We start from the raw sequence: 15,558 nt of genomic DNA on the forward strand, positions 1-15,558 counted from the left end.
TGACGATGCCGACCAGCAGAACCGGGACCAACAGAACCTACAGGCTGGCCGTGATTCCCGGGGACGGCATCGGCAAGGAAGTGGTGCCGGAAGGCCTGCGCGTGCTGGAAGCGGCAGCCAAGAAGTTCAATTTTGAACTGAAACTCGACAACTTCGATTTCGCGTCCTGCGACTACTACCAGAAGCACGGCAAGATGATGCCGGACGACTGGAAGACCCAGATCGGCAGCCACGATGCGATCTTCTTCGGCGCGGTCGGCATGCCAGCGATTCTGCCGGACCATATTTCGCTGTGGGGCTCGCTGATCCAGTTTCGCCGGGAATTCGACCAGTACGTCAACCTGCGGCCCGTGCGCCTGATGCCCGGCGTGAAGTCCCCGCTGGCCGGCCGGAAGCCCGGCGACATCGACTTTTTCGTCGTGCGCGAGAACACCGAAGGCGAATATTCGTCCATCGGCGGACGCATGTTTCCGAACACCGACCGCGAGGTGGTGATTCAGGAAAGCGTCATGTCGCGCACCGGCGTCGACCGCATTCTGAAATTCGCGTTTGAGCTGGCCCAGAGCCGCCCGAAAAAGCACCTGACATCCGCGACCAAATCGAACGGTATCTCGATCACGATGCCTTACTGGGACGAGCGGGTCGAAGAAATGGCCAAGGCCTATCCGGGCGTGAAGTGGGACAAGTATCATATTGATATTCTGGCCGCGAACTTCGTGCTGCATCCGGACTGGTTCGATGTGGTCGTGGGATCGAATTTATTCGGGGATATCCTGTCCGATCTCGGCCCGGCCTGCACCGGCACCATCGGCATCGCGCCATCCGGCAGCCTCAACCCGGAACGCAAGTTTCCGTCGCTGTTCGAGCCGGTCCATGGCTCCGCGCCGGATATCGCCGGGAAAGGGATCGCCAATCCCGTGGGGCAGATCTGGTCGGCGGCGATGATGCTGGATCATCTCGGCGAGCCGGAAGCGGGGCAGGCGATTGTGACGGCCATCGAGACCGTTCTGGCCAACGAAAAGCTGCGAACGCGGGACCTCGGCGGGCAGGCCGATACGGTGGCGTGCGGCAAGGAAATCGCGCGTCTTTTGTCGTGACGGGGCAGCAACGGACTGCGACGAAGGTCGCAGATGTCGTTGTTCCCTGCATCTGCCATAGGCATCGCGCGTAGGGCCATCGGCAAGGCCCATCGGCACCGGAAATTCGTTCCCGGCGCGCGTTCCAGGTGGCGATTCAGGCTTCAAAACAGCTTGTCTTGCCCTCCCTGTTGCGCTGCGCTATCCCTTTCGAACCATTCCAATGTTTCGCGAATCCGCGAGACAAAATCGGGCAGCACGAGGGTCGCCGATGGGCGGAATTCTGCAAAACTACCTGCCGCTTGTTGTGTTCATCGGGGTCGCGACCGTCATCGGTCTTGCGCTCCTGGTTGCGCCCTTCATCGTTGCGTATCAGCAGCCCGATCCGGAAAAGCTTTCGGCCTATGAATGCGGTTTCAATGCATTCGACGATGCGCGCATGAAGTTCGATGTCCGGTTTTATCTGGTCGCCATTCTTTTCATCATCTTCGATCTTGAAGTCGCCTTCCTGTTTCCGTGGGCGGTGGCGTTCGGCAAGCTCGGCCTCGCCGGGTTCTGGTCGATGATGGTGTTTCTCGGCGTGCTGACCATCGGCTTCGCCTATGAGTGGAAAAAGGGAGCGCTCGAATGGGATTGAGCCCCACCGCGACGGCTTCTCCGATCATGCAGCCGGCGGTCTCGCAGGCGGCGACGGGGATTCTCGATCCGCGCACCGGCCTGCCGGTCGGCGCGGACGACAAGTATTTTCTCGAAGTGAACAACGAACTGTCCGACAAGGGCTTCTTCGTCGCCGCGACCGATGACCTGATCACCTGGGCGCGCACCGGCTCGCTGATGTGGATGACGTTCGGTCTGGCGTGCTGCGCGGTGGAGATGATGCAGGTGTCGATGCCGCGTTACGACGTCGAGCGCTTCGGCTTCGCGCCGCGTGCATCGCCGCGGCAGTCCGACGTGATGATCGTCGCCGGCACGCTGACCAACAAGATGGCGCCTGCGCTCCGCAAGGTTTACGACCAGATGCCGGAGCCGCGCTACGTGATCTCGATGGGATCCTGCGCCAACGGCGGCGGCTACTATCACTATTCCTATTCGGTGGTGCGCGGCTGCGACCGCATCGTGCCCGTCGATATTTATGTTCCCGGCTGTCCTCCGACGGCGGAAGCGCTGCTCTACGGCGTTCTGCTGTTGCAGAAGAAGATCCGGCGCACGGGAACGATTGAACGGTAATCGCACATGGACGACGCGCGACTCAACGCACTGGGTGAGACGATCGTTGCCGCGCTTCCGGGCGCGGCGCTGGGATACGCGGTTGCGTTCAACCAGCTCACGATCGCGGTTGATATTCAGAAAATCGTCGAGATCGTCCGCGTGCTGCGCGATGATCCGCGTTTCCGCTTCGTGAATTTCACCGACGCCACGGCGGTGGATTACCCCGGCCGCGAAAACCGATTCGACGTGATCTATCATTTCCTGTCGCCGGTGCTGAATACGCGCGTTCGTTTGCGCGGCGAGGCGAGTGAGTCCACGCAGGTGCCGTCGATCATCACAGTGTTTCCGGGCTGCGACTGGTTCGAGCGCGAGACCTACGATCTCTATGGCGTGATTTTCACCGGCCATCCCGACATGCGCCGGCTGCTGACCGACTACGGCTTCGACGGCCATCCGCTGCGCAAGGATTTTCCGCTGACGGGTTTCGTCGAGGTTCGTTACGACGATCAGGAAAAGCGTGTGGTGTACGAGCCGGTGCGGCTCAACCAGGAATTCCGCAAGTTCGATTTTCTCTCGCCGTGGGAAGGTGCGGACTACGCGCTGCCGGGTGACGAGAAGAAAAGCGGCGATGTGCCGCCGGCGCCCGGTGCTGCGCCTGCAAAGGCAGGTGCCTGATGAGCGAAGTTATCGGCGAAGCCCCGGGCATGCGTAACTTCACGATCAATTTCGGACCGCAGCATCCGGCGGCGCACGGCGTGCTGCGTCTGGTGCTGGAGCTTGACGGCGAAGTCGTCGAGCGCGTCGATCCGCACATTGGGCTGCTTCATCGCGGCACCGAGAAGCTGATCGAGCAGAAGACCTATCTGCAGGCGATCCCGTATTTCGACCGGCTCGATTACGTCGCGCCGATGAATCAGGAGCATGCGTTCTGCCTCGCCGCTGAGAAGCTGCTGGGCATCACCGTGCCGCGCCGCGGCCAGCTGATCCGCGTTCTGTACAGCGAAATCGGCCGCATCCTGTCGCATCTTCTCAACGTCACCACGCAGGCGATGGACGTCGGTGCGCTGACGCCGCCGCTGTGGGGCTTCGAGGAACGCGAAAAGCTGATGGTGTTCTATGAGCGCGCATCGGGGTCGCGGATGCACGCGGCGTTCTTCCGCCTTGGCGGCGTACATCAGGATCTGCCGACCAAGCTGATCGACGATATCTATAACTGGTGCGATCCGTTCCTTCAGGTGGTCGCGGACCTCGAAACGCTTCTCACCGGCAACCGCATCTTCAAGCAGCGTAACGTCGATATCGGCGTGGTGACGCTGGAGCAGGCGTGGGAGTGGGGCTTCTCCGGCGTCATGGTGCGCGGCTCCGGTGCTGCATGGGACCTGCGCAAGTCGCAGCCCTACGAATGCTACGCCGAGATGGATTTCGATATTCCGATCGGCAAGAACGGCGACTGCTACGACCGCTACTGCATCCGCATGGAAGAAATGCGCCAGTCGGTGCGCATCATGAAGCAGTGCATCGAGAAGCTGCGCGCGCCGGACGGGCAGGGACCGGTCTCGGTCGAGGACAACAAGATCGTGCCGCCCAAGCGCGGCGAGATGAAGCGCTCGATGGAAGCGCTGATCCATCACTTCAAGCTTTACACCGAAGGCGTTCGCGTTCCCGCGGGCGAAGTCTATGCTGCGGTGGAAGCGCCCAAGGGCGAGTTCGGCGTGTTCCTCGTCGCCGACGGCACCAACAAGCCCTACAAGTGCAAGATCCGTGCGCCGGGCTTTGCGCATCTTCAGGCGATGGATTTCATCTGCAAGGGTCATCTGCTGGCAGACGTGTCGGCCATTCTGGGCTCGCTTGACATCGTGTTCGGCGAGGTGGACCGCTGATGACGCAGCCGCCGATTATTTTTGATCGCAACACCGGCGTGATGACCGGCGCAACCGCATGGGAGCGCACGATCGGCTTCGCGTTGCTCGCGGGGTCAAAGGTCGGCGCGCATATCTATCATCGCGGTTACAACACGGCGGCCAATACCCTGAAGAAGCTGTTGCCAGCGCGTGACATCAACGTGATGCTCAATCCGGACGCCGCCTTCTCGTTTCCCTACGGTGACGGCTACTGGAGCAAGCTGCTGAACCGGACCTTCCTCTACGAGGAAGAACTCGAGATGCTGCTGCTCGACTCCAGGGATATCGATTACACATTTGTCGATTGCGGAGCGAACTACGGTTACTGGTCCGTCATGGTTTCCAGCAAGCGCTTCGGTTCTCACAAATCCATCGCTATCGAGCCATCTTCGCGCAACTTTCCGCGCCTTGCGCATAATGCGAAGATCAACAGCAGCCGCTTCTATCCAATCCACGCTGCGATCGGCTCCTCGCGCGGTACGGCGACGCTGTCCGGCAATCGCCATGAAGCGTTCAGCATCGCCGGCGGGGCTGACGAAAAGGGCGAGACTGTGTCGGTGCTCGCGCTCGACAACCTGATCGAGGACGGCAGGATACCTGCAACGGGCAAATATCTTATCAAGCTTGATGTCGAAGGCGTTGAGATCGAAGCGATGAAAGGTGGTGCGCGGCTTGCGCAGACCGATACCGTTTTCATTTGCGAAGAGCACGGCAACGATCCGACGCACGCAGTGACCCGCTACATTGTGGACGAGACGCCGATGAAGGCGATCATTCATGATCCGGTGGCCGACAAGTTCGAAGAGGTGAAGGATCTTGCGATCCTCGACCGGATCAAGACGCTGTCCCACATCGGATACAATGTTTTCGCGACGTCGAGCGCGTTCTGGGAAGAGCGCATCTACGGTTTGAATTCAGGCAACGCACGCCGCGCCATGACTCTTTGAGAGGTGACTCGATGAGAGAGCTGGCGCAATGATAAATCGAAAGAACTAAACGATGGCCGTCCGCCGTTTGGCCCCGAAAGACAAGCAGCCCACCAGCTTCGCGTTCAGCGCGGAGAATTTGGCGTGGGCGAAAGCGCAGATCGAGAAATATCCTCCGGGCCGTCAGGCATCCGCGGTGATTCCGGTCCTGTGGCGCGTGCAGGAACAGCACGACGGCTGGGTGTCGGAAGTTGCGATCCGTGCAGTCGCCGATCTGCTCGATATGCCCCACATCCGCGTGCTGGAAATCGCGACCTTCTACACGATGTTCCAGCTCGAGCCGGTCGGCAAGAAAGCGCACGTTCAGGTTTGCGGAACGACGCCCTGCATGTTGCGTGGTTCGAAGGATCTGATCGAGGTCTGCAAGCATCGCATTCATCACGATCCGTTCCATGTCTCGGCCGACGGCAATTTCAGTTGGGAAGAGGTCGAGTGCCTGGGCGCCTGTGTGAATGCGCCCATGGTGATGATCTGGAAGGACACCTACGAGGACCTGACGGCAGATAGTCTCAACCGCGTTCTCGATGGATTCGAAACCGGCAATCCGCCGAAGCCCGGCCCGCAGATCGAGCGCCAGTTCGCAGCGCCCGTCAGCGGTCTCACCTCGCTCCAGTCCGGCGCCACCGCGAAAAAACCTCCGAAAGGCGACAAGTCATGAGGGGTCCGATGCTTCGCAACATTGCGTTCCACGCGGTCTGCGCCGCGGCATTCATCTTCTTTCTGAATTTCTACATTCTGAAAACCGAGCTTCAGTCGGCTGTGTTCTGGGCCATCGGGTTCGGCGCGATGGCTGCGGGGCTCGCCTATCAGCAATCCAAGCGTTCAGGGTCTTAAGGTAGCGACAATGCTCGACGACAAGGACCGCATCTTCCGCAATCTCTACGGCCTCGAGGACTGGGGCCTGAAAGGCGCGCGCGCGCGCGGCGCATGGGATGGCACCAAGGCCATTCTCGACAAGGGCCGCGACTGGATCGTCGCCGAGATGAAGGCGTCGGGTCTGCGCGGGCGCGGCGGGGCGGGATTCCCGACCGGCATGAAGTGGTCGTTCATGCCGAAGGACAATGCCGACGGCCGGCCGAGCTATCTCGTGGTCAACGCCGACGAGTCCGAGCCCGGCACCTGCAAGGATCGCGAGATCATGCGGCACGATCCGCATCTCTTGATCGAAGGCTGCCTGATCGCCGGTTGCGCGATGGGCGCGCATGTCGGCTACATCTATGTGCGCGGCGAATTCATCCGCGAGCGCGAGCATCTGCAAGCCGCGATCGATCAGGCCTATGAAGCCAAGCTGATCGGCAAGGACAACGTCCACGGCTTCCCGTTCGACCTTTACGTTCACCACGGCGCGGGCGCTTACATCTGCGGCGAGGAAACCGCACTGCTCGAAAGCCTCGAAGGCAAGAAGGGCCAGCCGCGCCTGAAGCCGCCGTTCCCGGCCAATGTTGGCCTCTATGGCTGCCCGACCACGGTAAATAACGTCGAGTCGATCGCGGTCGCGCCGGATATTTTGCGCCGGGGTGCGGCATGGTTTGCCGCCATCGGCCGCCCGAACAATGTCGGCACCAAACTTTACGGCATCTCCGGCCACGTCAACACGCCTTGCGTCGTCGAAGACGCCATGAGCATCCCGTTCCGGGAACTGATGGAAAAGCACGGCGGCGGCATTCGCGGCGGCTGGGACAATCTGCTGGCGATCATTCCCGGCGGCGCGTCGTGTCCGCTGATCCCGGCGGCGGATTGCCAGGATCTGATCATGGATTTCGACGGCACCCGCGCCGTGAAATCGAGCTTCGGCACGGCCGGCGTGATCGTGATGGACAAGTCCACCGATGTGGTCGCGGCCATCGCGCGCATTTCCTATTTCTTCAAGCACGAGAGCTGCGGCCAGTGTACGCCGTGCCGCGAAGGCACCGGCTGGATGTGGCGCGTGCTGTCGCGCATGGTCGAGGGCCGCGCCCACAAGCGCGAGATCGACATGCTGCTGGAAGTTACCAAGCAGGTCGAAGGCCACACCATCTGCGCGCTCGGCGACGCGGCGGCATGGCCGATCCAGGGTTTGATCCGCGCCTTCCGTCCGGAGATCGAGCGGCGCATCGATGATTTCACGCGCAAATCGACGATCGACGACATCGGAATTCTCGATCCCGTCAACATGGTCGCGGCGGAGTAGTGGCGATGACCAAGATTCTCATCGACGGCAAAGAGATCGACGTTCCGGGCGAGTACACGCTGTTGCAGGCGTGCGAGATGGCGGGCGCGGAAATTCCGCGCTTCTGCTATCACGAGCGTCTCTCCATCGCCGGCAACTGCCGCATGTGCCTCGTTGAGGTCGCGGGTTCACCGAAGCCGGTTGCAAGCTGCGCCTGGGGCGTGCGCGACTGCCGTCCGGGTCCGAAGGGCGAGTTGCCGTCCGTCTCGACGCGTTCGCCGATGGTGAAGAAGGCGCGCGAAGGCGTGATGGAATTCCTGCTGATCAACCATCCGCTGGATTGCCCGATCTGCGATCAGGGCGGCGAGTGCGACTTGCAGGATCAGGCGATGGGCTACGGCGTGGATACGTCGCGTTTCGCCGAGAACAAGCGCGCGGTCGAAGACAAGTACATCGGCGCGCTGGTGAAGACCTCGATGAACCGCTGCATCCAGTGCACGCGCTGCGTCCGTTTCACCACGGAAGTCTGCGGCGTGCCGGAAATGGGCCTCACCGGCCGCGGCGAGGACGTCGAAATCACGACTTATCTCGAGAGCGCGCTGACGTCCGAGTTGCAGGGCAATCTCGTCGACATTTGCCCGGTCGGCGCATTGACCTCGAAGCCGTATGCGTTCGCCGCGCGTCCTTGGGAACTGGGCAAGACCCAGTCCATCGACGTGATGGATGCTGTCGGTTCCGCGATCCGTGTCGATACGCGTGGCCGCGAAGTGATGCGCATTCTGCCGCGCATCAATGAGAACGTGAACGAGGAATGGATTTCCGACAAGACACGCCACATCGTCGATGGACTGCGCACGCAGCGTCTCGACCGGCCGTATGTGCGGGAAGATGGCAAGCTGCGCCCTGCGACCTGGACCGAGGCATTCGGGAGGATTGCCGCGGCGGTGGCGCGTTCCGACGGCAAGCGCATCGGCGCGGTTGCCGGCGATCTTGCTGCTGTCGAGGAAATGTTCGCGCTCAAGGAATTGCTGACAAAGCTCGGCTCGAACAATCTCGCGACCCAGGACGGCGGCGCCTTCGATCCGAAGGCGGGCCGCGCGTCGTACATCTTCAATCCCACCATCGCCGGCATCGAGCAGGCGGATGCATTGCTGATCGTCGGCTCCAATCCGCGCAAGGAAGCGTCCGTGCTCAATGCGCGCATCCGCAAGCGCTGGCGCACCGGCGCGCTGAAGATCGGCGTGATCGGCGACAAGGCCGATCTGACCTACGGTTACGAGCATCTTGGCGCGGGCACCGATACGCTTGGCGATCTTGCCGCGGGCAAGCATTCCTTCGCGGACGTGCTGAAGGGTGCGAAGAATCCGATCGTGCTGGTAGGCGCGGGCGCTGCTGCGCGTCACGACGGCGCGGCTGTGCTGGCGCTGGCGGCGAAGCTCGCCGTGGATTTCGGCGCGCTCAAGGACGGCTGGAACGGATTTGCCGTGCTTCACAACGCGGCCTCGCGTGTCGGCGCGCTCGACATCGGTTTCGCGCCGAGCCCGGGCAGCTTGAACACCGCGCAGATGACCACCTTCGGCACCCTCGACGTGCTGTTCTCGCTCGGTGCCGACGATGTCAAGCCGGCGGACGGAACCTTCGTGGTTTACATCGGCACGCATGGTGACAAGGGCGCGCATCGCGCCGACGTCATCCTGCCCGGTGCCGCCTATACCGAGAAGGCCGGCATCTACGTCAACACTGAAGGCCGGGTACAGATGGCCAATCGCGCCGCGTTCCCTCCGGGTGACGCGCGCGAGGACTGGGCGATTATCCGTGCGCTGTCGGATGCGCTGGGCAAGAAGCTGCCTTACGATTCGCTGGGCGCGTTACGTCAGGCGATCTTCAAGGCCGTGCCGCATCTGATGCGGATTGACCAGATCGAGGCCGGCGATGCGGCAGGCGTGAAGACGCTTGCGGCGCGCGGCGGTTCGGTCGAGAAGGGCGCGTTCAAGAGCCCGGTCGAGGACTTCTACCTGACCAACCCGATTGCGCGGGCGTCCGCCGTGATGGCCGAGTGTTCAAAGCTCGCCTCGGGGCAAATCCTGACGGCAGCGGAGTGAATGTGATCCGATGACCGAATTCTTCTCAAGCGAGTTGTGGACGGGCTTTCTCTGGCCGCTGATCATCATGGTCGCGCAGAGCCTTTTGATGCTCGTGCTGCTGCTGGTCGCGATCGCCTACATCCTGCTCGCCGACCGCAAGATCTGGGCCGCGGTCCAGATCCGGCGCGGCCCCAACGTGGTCGGACCGTGGGGTCTGCTGCAATCCTTCGCGGACCTCCTGAAGTTCGTGCTGAAGGAGCCGACGATCCCGGACGGCGCGAACAAGGGCGTGTTCCTGCTGGCGCCGCTGGTCTCGTGCGTGCTGGCGCTGGCGGCGTGGGCGGTAATCCCGGTCAACCTCAACTGGGTGATCGCGGACATCAACGTCGGCATCCTCTACATCTTCGCGATTTCGTCGCTGTCGATCTACGGCATCATCATGGCCGGCTGGTCGTCGAACTCGAAGTACCCGTTCCTCGCGGCGCTTCGTTCGGCAGCCCAGATGGTGTCCTACGAAGTCTCCATCGGCTTCGTTATCATTACGGTCTTGCTGTGCGTCGGCTCGCTGAATCTCACCGCCGTGGTCGCGGCGCAGGATACGAAATACGGCATCCTCGGCTGGTACTGGCTGCCGCTGTTCCCGATGTTCGTGATCTTCTACGTCTCGGCGCTCGCGGAAACCAACCGTCCGCCGTTCGATCTGGTCGAGGCGGAATCGGAACTGGTCGCAGGCTTCATGACCGAATACGGCTCGACGCCGTATCTGCTGTTCATGCTCGGCGAGTATGTCGCCATCTGCACGATGTGCGCGCTGGCGACGATCCTGTTCCTCGGCGGCTGGCTGTCGCCAATTCCGTTCGCCCCGTTCACCTGGGTGCCGGGCGTGATCTGGTTCGTTCTGAAGCTGTTCTTCATGTTCTTCCTGATCGCCATGGCGAAGGCGATCGTGCCGCGCTACCGCTACGATCAGTTGATGCGGCTGGGCTGGAAGGTCTTTCTGCCAATCTCGCTAGCGATGGTCGTCATCGTCGCCGGTGTTCTGCAATTCGCGGGGCTTGCACCGAAATGAGGTCGAGAGGTACAGATTCATGGGCATAGCAAGCACAGCCAATTCGCTTCTGCTGAAAGAGTTCGTCTCGGCGTTCGTTCTCGCCATGCGTTACTTCTTCAAGCCGAAGCCGACGCTGAACTATCCGTTCGAGAAGGGGCCGATCTCGCCGCGCTTCCGTGGCGAACATGCGCTGCGCCGTTATCCGAACGGCGAAGAGCGCTGCATCGCCTGCAAGCTGTGCGAGGCGATCTGCCCGGCGCAGGCCATCACCATCGAGGCCGGTCCGCGCCGCAACGACGGCACGCGCCGCACCGTGCGCTACGACATCGACATGGTGAAGTGCATCTATTGCGGTCTTTGCCAGGAAGCCTGTCCGGTGGACGCCATCGTCGAGGGGCCGAACTTTGAATTCGCGACCGAAACGCGCGAAGAACTTTATTATGACAAGGCGAGGCTGCTCGCCAACGGCGACCGCTGGGAGCGCGAGATTGCGAAGAATATCGAACTCGATGCGCCGTACCGGTGAGGTGAAGGTATGATCGGTCCCGCGCTCTTCTTTTATTTGTTCGCCGGCGTCTGCGTGGCGTCCGCGATCATGGTCGTGACGTCGCGCAATCCCGTGCACTCGGTGCTGTTCCTGATCCTCGCGTTCGTGAACGCGGCGGGTCTGTTCATGCTGCTCGGCGCGGAATTCCTCGCGATGATCCTGATCGTCGTTTACGTCGGTGCGGTCGCGGTGCTGTTCCTGTTCGTCATCATGATGCTTGACGTGGATTTTGCGGAGTTGCGTCAGGGCTTCATCGAATATCTGCCGTTCGGCCTGCTGATCGGCGCGGTGTTCCTCGCCGAACTCCTGCTGGTGGCCGGCGGCTGGATCATGAATCCTGCGATCTCGAAAGCGATCACCTCGCCGATTCCGGGCGGCATCAGCAACACCGAGGCGCTCGGCCTCGTGCTCTACACGAAATATCTGCCTTACTTCCAGTTGTCTGGTCTGGTGCTGCTGGTCGCGATGATCGGCGCCATCGTGCTGACGCTGCGGCACAAGCCGAGCGTCAAGCGTCAGGATATCAATGTGCAGAATGCGCGCACTCCGGAGGCGGCCATGGCCGTGCGCAAGGTCGCCGCGGGGCAGGGCTTGCAGGACGCGGATTCCGGGGAGTGGGTGAAATGACGATAGGTCTCGGTCATTATCTCGCCGTCGCCGCCATCCTGTTCACGGTCGGCATTCTCGGCATCTTCCTCAACCGGAAGAATGTCATCGTCATCCTGATGTCGATCGAGCTCATTCTGCTTGCGGTGAACATCAATCTTGTCGCGTTCTCGTCGTTCCTCAACGACATCGTGGGGCAGGTGTTCGCGCTGCTGGTGCTGACGGTTGCGGCGGCGGAAGCCGCGATCGGGCTTGCCGTGCTGGTGGTGTTCTTCCGCAATCGGGGATCGATTGCGGTCGAGGACATCAATCTGATGAAGGGCTGACGGGGCGATGATCCAAGCTATTGTTTTCCTGCCGCTGATCGGCGCGCTCATCGCGGGCGCGGTGGCGCTCTATGGCGCACACGCGCGCAATCCGAGCGGCGACGAGATGGATCATGCGCATGGTCACGTGCACGGCGATCATGGGCACGACACGGCTCACGCGCACGTTGCCCATGACGATCATGGCCACGGCGATCATGCGCATGACGATCACGGCCCGGTCGAACCGCCGGCTGCCGGTTCGCGCGCGGCGGAAGTCGTCACCACGGCGCTGCTGCTGATCTCCGCGGCGCTGTCATGGATGACGCTGGTCGATGTCGGTTTCCTGCATCATGACGCGCGCGTGCAACTGTTCACCTGGATCGGCTCCGGCGACCTCGTCGTGAACTGGGCGCTGCGGGTCGATACGCTGACCGCCGTCATGCTGGTGGTTGTCACGTCGGTGTCGTCGCTCGTGCATCTGTATTCGATCGGCTACATGCACGAAGACCCGAACCGTCCGCGGTTCATGTCGTATCTGTCGCTGTTCACCTTCGCGATGCTGATGCTGGTGACCGCCGATAACCTCGTGCAGCTGTTCTTCGGCTGGGAAGGCGTCGGTCTTGCGAGCTACCTGCTGATCGGGTTCTGGTTCCAGAAGCCGACGGCGAACGCGGCCGCCATCAAGGCCTTCGTCGTCAACCGCGTCGGCGACTTCGGCTTCGCGCTCGGCATCTTCGCTGTCTTCATGCTGGTGGGGTCGACCGACTTCGACACCATCTTCGCCGCTGCTCCGGGCCTGACCGGCAAGACCATTCACTTCTTCCGCTGGGATGTCGACGCACTCACGCTGACCTGCCTGCTGCTGTTCATGGGCGCTATGGGCAAGTCCGCGCAATTCCTGCTGCACACCTGGTTGCCGGACGCCATGGAAGGCCCGACGCCGGTGTCCGCGCTGATCCACGCCGCGACCATGGTCACCGCCGGCGTGTTCATGGTGGCGCGCCTGTCGCCGCTGTTCGAGCTTGCGCCGAACGCGCAAGCCTTCGTGATGCTGATTGGCGCGACGACTGCGTTCTTCGCCGCCACCGTCGGTCTCGTGCAGAACGACATCAAGCGCATCGTTGCTTATTCGACCTGTTCGCAGCTCGGCTACATGTTCGTGGCGATGGGCGCGGGCGCTTACTCGGTCGGCATATTCCACCTGTTCACCCATGCCTTCTTCAAGGCGCTGCTGTTCCTGGGCTCCGGTTCGGTGATCGTCGCGATGCATCACGAGCAGGACATCCGCAACATGGGCGGCCTGAAGGACAAGATTCCGTTCACCTACATCACCATGGTGATCGGCACGCTGGCGCTGACCGGCTTCCCGCTGACAGCGGGTTATTTCTCCAAGGATGCGATCATCGAATCCGCTTTTGTCGCGCATAATCCGTTTGCGCTGTACGGCTTCCTCTGCACGGTCATCGCGGCGGGTCTTACCTCGTTCTATTCATGGCGTCTGATCTTCAAGACGTTTCACGGCGAGCCGCACGACCAGAAGCATTACGATGCGGCCCATGAGAGCCCGTACACGATGCTGGTTCCGCTCGGCGTGCTTGCGGTCGGGTCGATCCTGGCAGGCTTCCCGTTCAAGGAATTGTTCGCAGGGCATGGCGTCGAGGAGTTCTTCCGGGAGTCGCTGAAGAACCATCCGAAGATTCTGGAGGAGATGCATCACATTCCGGCGGCGATTGCGTATCTGCCGACAGTGATGATGGTGGTCGGTTTCTTCGTCTCGTATGTGTTCTACATCCGCAAGCCCTATCTGCCGGTCGAACTCGCTAACCAGCATCCGGGCATGTATCGGTTCCTGCTCAACAAGTGGTACTTCGACGAGCTCTATGACTTCATCTTCGTGCGTCCCACGAAATGGCTCGGGCGCTTCCTGTGGAAGAAGGGCGATGGCTTTGTCATCGACGGCTTCGGGCCGGACGGCATTTCGGCGCGCGTGCTCGATGTGACGCGGGGCGCGATGAAATTGCAGAGCGGCTACCTTTATCACTATGCCTTTGCGATGCTGATCGGCGTGGCCGGCCTCATCACCTGGTTCATGTTCGGTCTTGGGGGCCATTGATGACGAGTTCAGTCATGACCTGGCCCATTCTTTCGGTCGTCACCTTCCTGCCGGTGGTCGGCGCGATCCTGATTTATCTCAGCCGCGGCGACGATGAAGCCGCGCGCAGGAACGCGCGCTGGATCGCATTGTGGACGACGCTGGTCACCTTCGCGGTGTCGCTCATTCTGGTGATGCGGTTCGATGCATCGCAGCCGGACTTCCAGTTCGTTGAAAAGACGACCTGGCTTGCCAATGGCATCGGCTACCATATGGGCGTCGACGGCATTTCGCTGCCGTTCGTGATCCTGACCACCGCGCTGATGCCGTTCTGCATTCTCGCGAGCTGGAAGTCGGTCACGCTGCGCGTGCGCGAATACATGATGGCGTTTCTATTTCTTGAGACGCTGATGGTTGGCACGTTCTCCGCGCTCGACCTCGTGCTGTTCTACCTGTTCTTCGAGGGTGGCCTCATTCCGATGTTCCTGATCATCGGCGTGTGGGGCGGCCCGCGCCGGGTCTATGCCAGCTTCAAGTTCTTCCTCTACACGCTGCTCGGTTCGGTGCTGATGCTGCTCGCCATCATGGCGCTGTATCTGAACGCCGGGACCACCGACATTCCGACGCTGATGCATACCGCCGTGCCGCGCAACATGCAGACATGGGTGTGGCTCGCGTTTTTCGCGTCGTTCGCGGTCAAGATGCCGATGTGGCCGGTCCATACCTGGTTGCCGGACGCGCACGTCGAAGCGCCTACCGCGGGCTCCGTGGTGCTGGCGGCGATCCTGCTGAAGATGGGCGGCTACGGCTTCCTGCGCTTCTCGCTGCCGATGTTCCCGCTGGCGTCGCATGACTTCGCGCCGCTGATCTTCACGCTGTCGGCGATCGCGATTGTTTATACGTCGCTGGTCGCGCTGATGCAGGAAGATATCAAGAAGCTGATCGCTTACTCGTCGGTCGCCCACATGGGTTTCGTCACCATGGGAATTTTCGCGGGCACCACGCAGGGCGTCGCCGGCGGCGTGTTTCAGATGATCTCGCACGGCATCGTATCGGGCGCGCTGTTCCTCTGTGTCGGCGTCATCTACGACCGGCTGCATACCCGCGAGATTGCCGCCTATGGCGGCCTCGTGAACCGGATGCCTCTCTATGCCTTTGTGTTCCTCGTGTTCACCATGGCCAATGTCGGCCTGCCGGGCACCTCGGGCTTTGTCGGCGAATTCCTGACACTGCTCGGCACCTTCAAGGTCAGCATTCCGACCGCAACCGTCGCGACGCTGGGCGTCATCCTGTCGGCGGCCTATGCGCTGTGGCTGTACCGCAAGGTGGTGTTCGGCGTGTTCGACAAGCCGTCGCTGGCGGGCATCAAGGACCTGACGCTGCGGGAGGCCGTGATCCTCCTGCCGCTGGTGTTTCTCACCATTCTCTTTGGCGTGTACCCGCAGCCGGTTCTCAACATGTCGGCGGCGTCAGTGCAGCAGCTTGTCAATAATTACAACACAGCCATCACCGCCGTGAAAGCGGCGGCGCTGGTTCAGTAAACCGGATC

General features: G+C 61.6%; 16 protein-coding genes. All 16 read left to right on the top strand.

Annotated elements, in window-relative coordinates; translation table 11 throughout:
• Positions 1-5 precede the first annotated feature (5 nt).
• The 16 genes from AC1RKJ_RS00810 to AC1RKJ_RS00885 all read left to right on the top strand — a co-directional run bounded on the left by AC1RKJ_RS00810 (position 6) and on the right by AC1RKJ_RS00885 (position 15,550).
• Positions 6-1,097: a tartrate dehydrogenase gene (locus AC1RKJ_RS00810; RefSeq protein WP_492789015.1), complete on the top strand. Its 1,092-nt coding sequence runs from the start codon at positions 6-8 to the stop codon at positions 1,095-1,097.
• A gap of 250 nt (positions 1,098-1,347) precedes the next feature.
• Positions 1,348-1,713, top strand: coding sequence for an NADH-quinone oxidoreductase subunit A (locus AC1RKJ_RS00815; protein ID WP_019196894.1), 366 nt, complete (start codon positions 1,348-1,350; stop codon positions 1,711-1,713).
• Positions 1,704-2,303 (top strand): NuoB/complex I 20 kDa subunit family protein, encoded by a 600-nt coding sequence (locus AC1RKJ_RS00820; protein WP_492789016.1) that lies wholly within the window; start codon positions 1,704-1,706, stop codon positions 2,301-2,303. Before AC1RKJ_RS00815 ends, AC1RKJ_RS00820 begins: the two co-directional genes overlap by 10 nt.
• Before the next feature lie 6 nt (positions 2,304-2,309).
• On the top strand, positions 2,310-2,960 hold the full coding sequence (locus AC1RKJ_RS00825) for an NADH-quinone oxidoreductase subunit C (protein ID WP_492789017.1): 651 nt from the start codon (positions 2,310-2,312) through the stop codon (positions 2,958-2,960).
• Entirely contained in the window at positions 2,960-4,165 is a 1,206-nt protein-coding gene (locus tag AC1RKJ_RS00830) for an NADH-quinone oxidoreductase subunit D (RefSeq protein WP_492789018.1), read from the top strand. Before AC1RKJ_RS00825 ends, AC1RKJ_RS00830 begins: the two co-directional genes overlap by 1 nt.
• Positions 4,165-5,133 (top strand): FkbM family methyltransferase, encoded by a 969-nt coding sequence (locus tag AC1RKJ_RS00835; RefSeq protein ID WP_492789019.1) that lies wholly within the window; start codon positions 4,165-4,167, stop codon positions 5,131-5,133. Before AC1RKJ_RS00830 ends, AC1RKJ_RS00835 begins: the two co-directional genes overlap by 1 nt.
• 52 nt (positions 5,134-5,185) lie before the next feature.
• Complete coding sequence (gene nuoE, locus AC1RKJ_RS00840; protein ID WP_492789020.1) at positions 5,186-5,830, top strand: NADH-quinone oxidoreductase subunit NuoE; 645 nt, start codon at positions 5,186-5,188, stop codon at positions 5,828-5,830.
• 8 nt (positions 5,831-5,838) lie between these two features.
• Complete coding sequence (locus tag AC1RKJ_RS00845) at positions 5,839-6,006, top strand: hypothetical protein (RefSeq protein ID WP_492789021.1); 168 nt, start codon at positions 5,839-5,841, stop codon at positions 6,004-6,006.
• 10 nt (positions 6,007-6,016) lie between these two features.
• Positions 6,017-7,342: an NADH-quinone oxidoreductase subunit NuoF gene (nuoF, locus tag AC1RKJ_RS00850; RefSeq protein WP_492789022.1), complete on the top strand. Its 1,326-nt coding sequence runs from the start codon at positions 6,017-6,019 to the stop codon at positions 7,340-7,342.
• Positions 7,343-7,347: 5 nt separating this feature from the next.
• Positions 7,348-9,423, top strand: a complete 2,076-nt coding sequence (gene nuoG, locus AC1RKJ_RS00855) for an NADH-quinone oxidoreductase subunit NuoG (protein ID WP_492789023.1) — start codon at positions 7,348-7,350, stop codon at positions 9,421-9,423.
• Between the two features lie 10 nt (positions 9,424-9,433).
• The gene (gene nuoH / locus AC1RKJ_RS00860) at positions 9,434-10,474 is read left to right on the top strand and encodes an NADH-quinone oxidoreductase subunit NuoH (RefSeq protein WP_492789024.1); all 1,041 of its coding nucleotides are present in this window, start codon (positions 9,434-9,436) and stop codon (positions 10,472-10,474) included.
• 19 nt (positions 10,475-10,493) lie between these two features.
• Positions 10,494-10,982 carry an NADH-quinone oxidoreductase subunit NuoI gene (gene nuoI / locus AC1RKJ_RS00865; RefSeq protein ID WP_002711590.1) on the top strand — a complete coding sequence of 163 codons (489 nt, stop codon included), beginning with the start codon at positions 10,494-10,496 and terminating at the stop codon, positions 10,980-10,982.
• 9 nt (positions 10,983-10,991) lie between these two features.
• Positions 10,992-11,630, top strand: a complete 639-nt coding sequence (locus AC1RKJ_RS00870) for an NADH-quinone oxidoreductase subunit J (RefSeq protein ID WP_492789025.1) — start codon at positions 10,992-10,994, stop codon at positions 11,628-11,630.
• Entirely contained in the window at positions 11,627-11,935 is a 309-nt protein-coding gene (gene nuoK / locus AC1RKJ_RS00875) for an NADH-quinone oxidoreductase subunit NuoK (protein ID WP_492789026.1), read from the top strand. The genes AC1RKJ_RS00870 and nuoK overlap by 4 nt, the downstream gene beginning before the upstream one ends.
• A gap of 7 nt (positions 11,936-11,942) precedes the next feature.
• A complete protein-coding gene (nuoL, locus tag AC1RKJ_RS00880) occupies positions 11,943-14,030 on the top strand; it encodes an NADH-quinone oxidoreductase subunit L (protein WP_492789027.1) in 2,088 nt (695 codons plus the stop codon).
• On the top strand, positions 14,030-15,550 hold the full coding sequence (locus AC1RKJ_RS00885) for an NADH-quinone oxidoreductase subunit M (protein ID WP_492789028.1): 1,521 nt from the start codon (positions 14,030-14,032) through the stop codon (positions 15,548-15,550). Before nuoL ends, AC1RKJ_RS00885 begins: the two co-directional genes overlap by 1 nt.
• Positions 15,551-15,558: the final 8 nt, after the last annotated feature.

The sequence above is a fragment of the Afipia sp. GW822-FHT04G07 genome (genome assembly GCF_058800765.1).